The organism is Pseudomonas sp. BF-B-15 (genome assembly GCF_019946675.1).
GTDB classification, from domain to species: Bacteria; Pseudomonadota; Gammaproteobacteria; order Pseudomonadales; family Pseudomonadaceae; genus Aquipseudomonas; species Aquipseudomonas migulae.
This window is the reverse complement of sequence record NZ_JAGYFZ010000154.1, coordinates 1-9,806: the sequence shown is the minus strand read 5'-3', so window position 1 is coordinate 9,806 and position 9,806 is coordinate 1. Positions and strand designations below refer to the sequence as shown.

9 protein-coding genes are annotated in these 9,806 nt (G+C 60.5%); 7 read left to right on the top strand and 2 right to left on the bottom strand.

The window, feature by feature from the left end; all coding sequences use genetic code 11:
• Positions 1–272 precede the first annotated feature (272 nt).
• Positions 273–1,748, bottom strand: coding sequence for an inorganic phosphate transporter (locus KGA97_RS28035; protein WP_008025627.1), 1,476 nt, complete (start codon positions 1,746–1,748; stop codon positions 273–275).
• Positions 1,749–2,125: 377 nt separating this feature from the next.
• Positions 2,126–2,326, bottom strand: a complete 201-nt coding sequence (locus KGA97_RS28030) for a hypothetical protein (protein ID WP_007903846.1) — start codon at positions 2,324–2,326, stop codon at positions 2,126–2,128.
• Between the two features lie 667 nt (positions 2,327–2,993).
• Between KGA97_RS28030 and pcaR the strand changes: the two genes are divergently transcribed.
• From pcaR to pcaG, 7 genes are all read left to right on the top strand, one after another.
• Complete coding sequence (gene pcaR, locus KGA97_RS28025) at positions 2,994–3,836, top strand: pca regulon transcriptional regulator PcaR (protein WP_008025635.1); 843 nt, start codon at positions 2,994–2,996, stop codon at positions 3,834–3,836.
• Between the two features lie 127 nt (positions 3,837–3,963).
• Positions 3,964–5,310 carry an MFS transporter gene (locus KGA97_RS28020; protein WP_008039434.1) on the top strand — a complete coding sequence of 449 codons (1,347 nt, stop codon included), beginning with the start codon at positions 3,964–3,966 and terminating at the stop codon, positions 5,308–5,310.
• A 269-nt stretch (positions 5,311–5,579) separates the two neighbouring features.
• Positions 5,580–6,437 carry a CoA transferase subunit A gene (locus tag KGA97_RS28015; protein WP_008025638.1) on the top strand — a complete coding sequence of 286 codons (858 nt, stop codon included), beginning with the start codon at positions 5,580–5,582 and terminating at the stop codon, positions 6,435–6,437.
• A complete protein-coding gene (locus KGA97_RS28010; RefSeq protein WP_008025640.1) occupies positions 6,437–7,216 on the top strand; it encodes a CoA-transferase subunit beta in 780 nt (259 codons plus the stop codon). The genes KGA97_RS28015 and KGA97_RS28010 overlap by 1 nt, the downstream gene beginning before the upstream one ends.
• Positions 7,213–8,418, top strand: coding sequence for a 3-oxoadipyl-CoA thiolase (gene pcaF / locus KGA97_RS28005; protein WP_177318175.1), 1,206 nt, complete (start codon positions 7,213–7,215; stop codon positions 8,416–8,418). The genes KGA97_RS28010 and pcaF overlap by 4 nt, the downstream gene beginning before the upstream one ends.
• Before the next feature lie 36 nt (positions 8,419–8,454).
• Positions 8,455–9,159, top strand: a complete 705-nt coding sequence (gene pcaH / locus KGA97_RS28000) for a protocatechuate 3,4-dioxygenase subunit beta (RefSeq protein ID WP_008039436.1) — start codon at positions 8,455–8,457, stop codon at positions 9,157–9,159.
• 1 nt (position 9,160) lies between these two features.
• On the top strand, positions 9,161–9,727 hold the full coding sequence (pcaG, locus tag KGA97_RS27995) for a protocatechuate 3,4-dioxygenase subunit alpha (protein ID WP_008025646.1): 567 nt from the start codon (positions 9,161–9,163) through the stop codon (positions 9,725–9,727).
• The last annotated feature ends 79 nt before the right edge of the window (positions 9,728–9,806 follow it).

The window sequence follows — 9,806 nt, the reverse complement described above, 5'->3', positions numbered from 1 at the left end:
GGCGGCGGGCCCACGGAGCAGGACCGGAGCGAGGGCATGCCGAGCCTAGGCGAGGCACCGAACGAAAGGGGCAAGAGCCCTTGGTTACTTGGGGCTCTTCCAAGTGACTCGCCGTAAGGGCGAAACCCATAGCCGCCATCACCGCAGAAACGGATATGCACCCCATCCAACACCGCCCCCCCAGCTCGCGTGCTTCGTGAAGTTCACTAAAACACAGCGATTAAAAAAGGCGCGAACCTCACGGAACGCGCCTTTTTCGTTGCAGCGATGTATCAGCTGGCCAGTGCCTTCGACGCCAGCCAGAACAGGCCGGCCGACAGGCCCACGGTTGCCGGCAGGGTCAGGACCCAGGCCAGCAGGATGGTTTTGACGGTGCCACCTTGCAGGCCGCTTTTGTTGGCGACCATAGTGCCGGCCACGCCCGAAGACAGAACGTGGGTGGTGGACACCGGCAGGCTGAAGATGTTGGCCATGCCGATCAGGCTCGCCGTCGTGATCTGCGCCGACATGCCCTGGGAGTAAGTCATGCCTTGCTTGCCGATCTTCTCGCCGATGGTCAGTACCACGCGTTTCCAGCCAACCATGGTACCGAGGCCCAGAGCCAGTGCGACCGCCAGGATTACCCAGAACGGAGCGTATTCGGTGGTGGTTGTCAGGTCTTTGCGCAGCTTGTCCAGGTCAGCCTTTTCACGGGCCGCGAGGCTTGGCAGTTTGCTGACTTTCTTGGCCGTGTCGTCCAGGCAGAGCAGGTAGCGACGCACTTCGATGCGGCTTTCCGCCGACAACGAGTGGTAATCGGCCACACCTTTAAGGGTGTCGAGCAGGGCGGAAATGGTCGGTTCGGTCTGTTTCGGGTTGCAACGGAATTTCTCCGGCAGATCGCCTTCCACGCTTTTGCCCAGTGCCAGGAACTCGCCCAGCGTATCGGCATTGCGTTTGTAGAACTGGCTCAGGTGCAGGGTCGCATCGCGAGTCCGTTCGATCTGGTACGTGGTGCTGCCCAGGTCGAGCACGAACTGCGCCGGCACGATACCGATCAGCACCAGCATGATCAGGCCGATACCTTTCTGACCATCGTTGGAACCGTGCACGAAGCTCACGGCCATGGCCGAGATCACCAGCACCAGGCGGTTCCAGAAAGGTGGATGCTTCTTGTCGTCGATCTTGCGGCGCTGTTCCGGCGTCTTGTGCATCTTCGACAGCGGACGCCACCATTTAAGGCCGATCAGAATCAGCGCGGCGACCAGGAAGCCGGCCATTGGCGAGAACACCAGGGAGGCACCGATATCGATCGCCTTCTGCCAGTTCACGCCATCGGCCAACGGAATGTCGTTGATCAGGGCGTTGGCCAGGCCGACCCCGAGGATCGAACCGATCAGCGTGTGGGAGCTGGAGGCCGGGATACCGAAGTACCAGGTGCCCAGGTTCCAGGTGATGGCGGCGGCGAGCAACGAGAACACCATGGCCAGCCCGTGACCGGTGTTCACATTGATCAGCAGTTCTACCGGCAGCAGGTGGACGATGGCATACGCCACGCCGACACCGCCCAGCAGCACGCCAAGAAAGTTGAACACACCGGAAAAGAACACGGCCAGATGAGGCGGCATGGCTTTGGTGTAGATAACAGTGGCCACCGCGTTTGCAGTGTCATGAAAGCCGTTGATGAACTCGAAGGCGAGGACAAAGGCGAGGGCGAGCAAGAGGCTCACAAGCACCCAAGCATCCAGTCCGCTGAATAAATCGATCATGAAGGTTTTCTGACCCGGTCATAAGGGGGCGCGATTATGCCAGAAAAGACTGCTAATCGATGCACTAGCTGCTCATCGGTAACATTCTTCAACGAATTAGTTTGCGGAAATAGCCCAGGCGCCGGGTTTTTACCGGGTTTTGCAAGTCGTTGAATTTCTTTGGAAAGCCCGCAGGCACAAGGGTTTCTCTCCTGTAGGCGAGAGGCTTGAACGCTTGTGTGAAATATCTGAGAAGAGGGCCAGACATGAGCCATTTGCCTCATCAGATGGATGAGGAGGCCGCTGCCCGCTCGTAGCGGGCGCGAATGGCAACATCATTGCTTCCCGCTTTTAACGGGGGCAGGCGCGGGCCCTTGAAAGGAATCAGGCCGGGGCAATCATGGCTCTTCGGCTTTGAGTTCCTTTTCCATCTTCTGCAATTCCTGGGAAAAAGCCTGGTCCTGAACGGTGGCGCGTTTACGCCAGGGTTTGCGTTCCGGTTCGGGCTGAGCGGCGTAGGTGGTGACTTCCCCGCCGTAAACTTCCTTGTAACGTTGTTCCTGGCGCTCAAGTTCCGCGCGCAGTTCGTCTTTCGTCACAGTGCTACCTGTATGGGTTGAGATTAATTCTGGTAAATCGCGCTGCAGCAAATGCATTGACCACGCTCGCCGAAAGGACAATGCCCGCAAAGGCATCGTTTTACGACACGGCAATCAATACTTCCATGTTGCAGGCGGCCACGGCACCAGAGCAAAACGGCTGACGTAGCATCAGATTCCTGTTTCAGCGAGCGCGCTGGCGGAGCATATGAAATGAACGACAGGCACTTGCTGCGGGCAGCCGCGATGGAACATCGTGCTGCCGGGTGACGCAATCGGCAAGTAAAAACCGAGGGGTCACTGAGTTGCATTATAGCGGTCGATTTGCAGAACACTATCGCCAACGAGTTAAAAATGAATGGCAATGTGTGATTGTTTTGTTACTTGAAAGTTTTGTGGTCACTTAGCAGTGATGTCTTTCTGGCGTCATTAAGCCGAACAAGTTAAAGCTTATATGGGGGGCTTTAACGGCGGGTTCAAGCAAAGGTAAAACATGTATTAGGGAACGAGCCGAAACCTGCACAGCGACTGTCGCGTCCATAGGGCTGATTGCGATTATCGGTCGCCCGTTCGATAATCGCCCGATCTTGGCTGCCTGTGGCTTGTGTGCCGAACCCGGGGCCGCATGTAATAGCCTTCGCCGATCCGTGTGGGAAAAGGACCTGATATGAACGAGCAAATGCGCAATTCCTTCGCTTCAGTAGCGCCGCCGATAGTCGCGTCGCCCGCCAAGCGGATCCAGGCCCTGACCGGCGACCCGGATTTCATGACGTCCCTGGCCCGTGGCCTGGCCGTGGTGCAAGCGTTCCAGGAGCGCAAACGGCATTTGACCATCGCCCAGATCAGTCACCGCACGGAAATTCCCCGCGCCGCTGTGCGACGTTGCCTGCACACCCTGATCAAACTCGGCTACGCCACCACCGACGGTCGCACCTATTCGCTGCTGCCCAAAGTGCTGACCCTCGGCCATGCCTATCTGTCCTCGACCCCGTTGGCGGTGTCGGCCCAGCCTTACCTCGACCGTATGAGCGAGCAACTTCATGAGGCCTGCAACATGGCCACGCTGGAAGGCGACGACATTTTGTACATCGCCCGCTCGGCGACCACTCAGCGTCTGATCTCGGTGGACCTGTCGGTGGGCGGACGCCTGCCCGCCTATTGCACCTCCATGGGCAGGATTCTTCTCGCGGCACTGGACGACACGTCGCTGCGCGAATACCTCGACCATGCCGACCTGCAAGCCAAGACCAGTCGCACTCTGCATACCCCCGAAGCGTTGCTCGAGTGCCTGCAGGAAGTACGGCAACAAGGCTGGTGCATCGTCGATCAGGAACTGGAACAAGGCCTGCGCTCAATTGCCGTTCCGGTGTACGACGCTTCCGGGCAAGTGGTGGCGGCGCTCAACGTCAGCACGCACGCCGGCCGGGTCAGCCGCAACGAGCTGGAGCAACGGTTCCTGCCGGGTCTGCTGGCGGCCAGCCGCAACCTCAGCGCCCAGCTGTTTGCCTAAGCTGTTCGGTAATCGCCCAGACTCGCGTTTAACGAATTGACGCACTTTCCCCAGGATCACTAATGTCGCGGCAGCGCCAGCCTAGGCTGGCACCTGTCCGACTGCGTTCTTGCGTGGAATAAAAATAATGAACCAGCCTCAGTCTGCTGTAGGAAACTGCCTCGACGTGCAGTCCTTCATCAATGCTCAACCCATTTCGCGCTACCAGTGGCGAGTGGTGATCCTGTGTTTCCTGATTGTCTTCCTCGATGGCCTCGACACCGCCGCGATGGGTTTCATCGCGCCGGCACTGTCCCAGGACTGGGGCATCGATCGCGCCAGCCTCGGCCCGGTGATGAGTGCGGCGTTGATCGGCATGGTCTTCGGCGCACTGGGTTCCGGCCCGTTGGCTGACCGCTTCGGGCGAAAAGTCGTACTGGTGGGCGCCGTGTTGTTGTTTGGCGCCTTCAGCCTGGCGTCGGCTTACAGCACCAATGTCGATCAATTGCTGGTGCTGCGCTTCCTGACCGGCCTGGGCCTGGGCGCCGGCATGCCGAACGCCACGACGTTGCTGTCGGAATACACCCCGGAGCGCAAAAAATCCCTGCTGGTGACCAGCATGTTCTGCGGCTTCAACCTCGGCATGGCCGGTGGCGGGTTTATTTCGGCCAAGCTGATTCCGGCGTTCGGCTGGCACAGCCTGTTGCTGATCGGCGGAATTCTGCCGCTGATCCTCACCGTCGTTTTGCTGCTCTGGCTGCCGGAATCGGCGCGTTACCTGGTTGTGCGCAATCGCGGCACCGACAAGGTACGCAAGGCGCTGGCGCCGATCGATCCGAGCGTTGTCGCTCAGGCATCGAGCTTCAGTGTGCCGGAACAGAAAACCGTGAAGGCGCGCAACGTGTTTGCGGTGATCTTCTCCGGCACTTACAGCACCGGCACCTTGTTGTTGTGGCTGACCTACTTCATGGGCCTGGTGATCGTTTACCTGCTGACCAGTTGGCTGCCGACGCTGATGCGTGACAGTGGCGCGAGCATGGAGCAAGCGGCGTTTATCGGCGCGCTGTTCCAGTTCGGCGGCGTGTTGAGCGCCGTGGGCGTGGGCTGGGCGATGGACCGGTTCAATCCGCACAAAGTCATCGGCACTTTCTACTTGCTGGCCGGGGTGTTTGCCTACGCGGTAGGGCAGAGCCTGGGCAACATCACGCTGTTGGCAACCCTGGTGCTGGTGGCGGGGATGTGTGTCAACGGCGCGCAATCGGCGATGCCTTCTTTGGCGGCGCGGTTTTATCCGACTCAAGGGCGGGCGACGGGCGTGTCGTGGATGCTCGGGATTGGTCGCTTTGGCGCGATCCTCGGGGCGTGGATGGGCGCGACGTTGCTGGGTTTGGGCTGGAACTTTGAACAAGTGCTGACGGCGCTGGTGATTCCGGCGGCGTTGGCGACTACGGCGGTGGTGATCAAGGGCATGGTCAGCCATGCGGATGCGACCTGAGTCCGGGTTTCAGAATCTTCAGTGGGTTTGATGGCCTCTTCGCGGGCAAGCCTCGCTCCTACAAGGGATCAACGAACCTGTAGGAGCGAGGCTTGCCCGCGAAGCTTTTTGGGATCGGTAGCCAAACAACAATCTGTTCGATAAACGAACACTCAGTCGATTATCGGATTGTTTGGCGTTTTTATGGGGCTTACTCTCTAGTCATTCCGGCGCGCGCATCGCGCCTTTTTCTACCACTGTCGGTTCATAACAAAACGGGAGCCTGCCCCATGGCTGAAATCCTTTCGCTGCACGACGCGGTGAAGCAATTCGTTAACGACGGCGATACCGTTGCGCTCGAAGGCTTCACTCACCTGATCCCTACGGCGGCAGGTCATGAAATCATTCGTCAGGGCAAGAAAGATCTGACGCTGGTACGGATGACGCCTGACCTGATCTACGACCAGTTGATCGGCGCCGGTTGTGCTCGCAAGCTGATTTTCTCCTGGGGCGGCAACCCGGGCGTGGGTTCGCTGCACCGTCTGCGTGATGCGGTCGAGAAGCAGTGGCCGCACCCGCTGGAAATCGAAGAACACAGCCACGCCGACCTGGCGAACGCCTACGTCGCTGGTGCCTCCGGCCTGCCGTTCGCGGTGCTGCGTGCCTACGCCGGTTCCGACCTGCCGAAGGTCAACCCGCTGATCAAATCCGTTACCTGCCCGTTCACCGGCGAAGTGTTGGCCGCCGTGCCTTCGGTGCGCCCGGACATCACCGTGATCCACGCGCAGAAAGCCGACCGTAAAGGCAACGTGCTGCTCTGGGGCATCCTCGGTGTGCAAAAAGAAGCCGCACTGGCCGCCAAGCGTTGCATCGTCACCGTCGAAGAAATCGTCGACGACCTCAACGCACCGATGAACTCCTGCGTGCTGCCGACCTGGGCGTTGAGCGCTGTCTGCCATGTTCCCGGCGGTGCGCATCCGTCTTACGCCCACGGCTACAACGAGCGTGACAACCGTTTCTATCAGGCCTGGGACCCGATTGCCCGCGACCGTGAAACCTTCACCGCGTGGATCAACGAGTACATCCATGGCTGCGCTGACTTCAGCGAGTTCCAGGCCAAGCTGGCCGCTGCTTCGGAGGCGAAGTAATGACTTACACCACCAATGAAATGATGACCGTTGCCGCCGCTCGCCGACTGAAGAATGGTTCGGTGTGCTTCGTTGGCATCGGCCTGCCGTCGAAAGCGGCCAACCTGGCGCGGCTGACGTCCTCGCCCGACGTAGTCCTGATCTATGAATCGGGTCCGATCGGTGCCAAGCCGAGTGTATTGCCGCTGTCGATTGGTGACGGTGAACTGGCGGAAACCGCTGACACCGTCGTCCCGACCGGTGAGATTTTTCGCTACTGGTTGCAGGGCGGGCGCATCGACGTCGGTTTTCTCGGCGCCGCGCAAGTCGACCGCTTCGGCAACATCAACACCACGGTAGTCGGCGATTATCACGCACCGAAAGTCCGTCTGCCGGGCGCCGGTGGCGCGCCGGAAATCGCCGGTTCGGCCAAAAGCGTGTTGATCATCCTTAAACAGTCGTCGCGTTCCTTCGTCGACAAGCTCGACTTCATCACTTCGGTCGGCCATGGCGAGGGCGGCGATTCGCGCAAGCGTCTGGGTCTGCCGGGCGCCGGTCCGGTCGGCATCATTACCGACCTGTGCATCATGGAACCGGAAGCGGGCACCCATGAATTCGTGGTCACGGCGTTGCACCCTGGCGTGACCCGCGAGCAAGTGGTTGCGGCCACCGGTTGGGCGATTCGTTTCGCCGACACTGTTGAACACACCGCCGAGCCGACCGAGGTTGAACTCAAGGCGCTCAGGGATCTGGAAGCCCGCACCGCCGCCGCCCACGGCCAAGCACCCGGAGAAGCGTGATGCGTGACGTTTATATCTGCGACGCGATTCGCACCCCCATCGGCCGTTTCGGCGGTGGCCTGTCGGCGGTTCGCGCCGACGACCTGGCCGCTGTGCCGATCAAGGCATTGATGGAGCGCAACCCGTCGGTGGACTGGAACGCCGTGGACGAGGTGTTCCTCGGCTGCGCCAACCAGGCCGGTGAAGACAATCGCAACGTGGCGCGCATGGCGCTGCTGTTGGCGGGCCTGCCGGAAACCATTCCGGGCGTGACCCTCAATCGCCTCTGCGCTTCGGGCATGGATGCCATCGGTACCGCGTTCCGCGCCATCGCCAGCGGTGAAATGGAACTGGCGATTGCCGGCGGCGTCGAGTCGATGTCCCGCGCACCGTTCGTTATGGGCAAGGCCGATGCGGCGTTCTCGCGCAACATGAAGCTGGAAGACACCACCATCGGCTGGCGTTTCATCAACCCGTTGATGAAAGCGCAATACGGTGTCGATGCGATGCCGCAGACCGCCGACAACGTGGCGGACGATTACGAAGTGTCCCGCGAGGATCAGGACGCGTTCGCCCTGCGCAGTCAGCAGCGGACTGCCGCCGCGCAAGCTGCAGGATTTTTCGCGGAAGAAATCATTGAAGTGCGGATTGCCCACAAGAAGGGTGAAACCGTCGTCAGCCAGGACGAACATCCTCGCGCTGATACCACGCTGGAAACCTTGGCCAAACTGAAACCGGTCAACGGTCCCGACAAAACCGTCACCGCCGGCAATGCGTCGGGTGTGAACGACGGCGCGGCGGCACTGATTCTGGCTTCGGCCGAAGCGGTGAAGAAACACGGTTTGACCGCTCGCGCCAAAGTGCTGGGCATGTCCAGCGCCGGTGTCGCACCGCGTGTCATGGGCATCGGCCCGGTGCCGGCAGTGCGCAAACTGACCGAACGCCTCGGCCTGGCGGTCAGCGATTTCGATGTGATCGAACTCAACGAAGCCTTCGCCAGCCAAGGCTTGGCGGTGTTGCGTGAACTGGGCCTGGCGGACGACGCGGCGCAGGTCAACCCGAACGGTGGCGCCATTGCCTTGGGCCATCCGTTGGGCATGAGCGGTGCGCGCCTGGTGTTGACGGCGTTGCATCAGCTGGAAAAAACCGGTGGCAAGAAAGGTCTGGCGACCATGTGCGTCGGCGTTGGCCAGGGTCTGGCCTTGGCCATCGAACGGGTCTGACCCACAGCAGTGACAATAAGAACTGAGGAAAGCGAAATGACTGACAAGCCTGGTTACCGTCGCCCGCAGGAAGGCACCCAGCCGGAGTACCTGCACCCGACGTATCAATCCACCAACCGTCGCTCACCGTCGAAGCCGTTGGTGTTTTTGCCTCATTCGTTGTCGGAAATTACCGGTCCGACCATCGGCGCCGAACGCGTCAACGAGAAGGACAATGACCTGACGGCCCAGCACAAGGGCGAGCCGCTGGGCGAGCGCATCATCATTCACGGCCGCGTGCTGGATGAAAACGGTCTGCCGGTGCCGGGGATTCTGGTGGAGATCTGGCAGGCCAACGCCGCCGGTCGCTACAACCATGCCCGTGACCTGCACGACGCGCCGCTGGACCCGAACTTCACCGGCACCGGCCGCACCGTGACCGACGCCGATGGCTGGTATCAATTCCAGACCATCAAGCCCGGCGCTTATCCGTGGGGCAACCACCACAATGCCTGGCGTCCGGCGCACATCCATTTTTCGCTGTTCGGGCCGAGCATCCTGACGCGCCTCGTCACGCAGATGTATTTTCCCGGCGACCCGTTGCTGGCGTACGACCCGATCTACAACTGCGTGCCCGATACCAGCGCCAAAGAGCGCTTGATCGCCAGTTTCGACCTGGAAAAAACCATCCCTTCCTATGCCCTCGGTTACCGCTGGGACATCGTCTTGCGGGGCCGCGACGCCACGCCGATGGAGAAATAAGATGACGCTGACTGCGACCACGTCCCACACCGTCGGGCCGTATTACCACATCGGCCTGACCTGGCTGAACCGCGAAAACCTGACCGTCGAACAAACCCTGGGCGAGCGCGTGGCGATCACCGGGCAAGTCATCGACGGCAACGGTGACATCGTCAACGACGCGATGCTGGAAGTCTGGCAGGCCAACGCCGCCGGCAAGTACGACCATCCCGAAGACGATCAGGCCAAACCGCTGGACCCGAACTTCGAAGGCTTTGGCCGGATCCCGGTGGATGCCGAAGGGCGCTTCCGCTTCACCACGATCAAACCGGGCACAGTGGAAGGCCTGAAAGGTTCGACCCAGGCGCCACACCTGGTGGTGCTGGTGTTTGCTCGCGGGCTGGTGAAGCACTTGCTGACGCGGATTTACTTTGATGGCGAGCCGGCCAACGTCGCCGACCCGCTGTTGGAGTGCGTGCCGGCCGAGCGTCGCAATACCTTGCTGGCGAAGCAGGATGCGACCGGTGTTTATCAGTGGAATGTGATTCTGCAAGGCACGGATGCGGAGACGGTGTTCTTCGATTATTGAGTGAACACCACAACCTTGTAGGAGCCGGCTTGCTGGCGATTGCGGTGCGTCAGTCAAATCAATGTTGCAGATATGCCGC

Excerpts from the sequence above, each read along its gene's own strand:
- pcaR (WP_008025635.1), top strand. The coding sequence starts at position 2,994 with ATGAACGAGCAAATGCGCAATTCCTTCGCTTCAGTAGCGCCGCCGATA.
- KGA97_RS28020 (WP_008039434.1), top strand. The coding sequence starts at position 3,964 with ATGAACCAGCCTCAGTCTGCTGTAGGAAACTGCCTCGACGTGCAGTCC.
- KGA97_RS28015 (WP_008025638.1), top strand. The coding sequence starts at position 5,580 with ATGGCTGAAATCCTTTCGCTGCACGACGCGGTGAAGCAATTCGTTAAC.
- KGA97_RS28035 (WP_008025627.1), bottom strand. The coding sequence starts at position 1,748 with ATGATCGATTTATTCAGCGGACTGGATGCTTGGGTGCTTGTGAGCCTC.
- pcaH (WP_008039436.1), top strand. The coding sequence starts at position 8,455 with ATGACTGACAAGCCTGGTTACCGTCGCCCGCAGGAAGGCACCCAGCCG.
- KGA97_RS28010 (WP_008025640.1), top strand. The coding sequence starts at position 6,437 with ATGACTTACACCACCAATGAAATGATGACCGTTGCCGCCGCTCGCCGA.
- pcaG (WP_008025646.1), top strand. The coding sequence starts at position 9,161 with ATGACGCTGACTGCGACCACGTCCCACACCGTCGGGCCGTATTACCAC.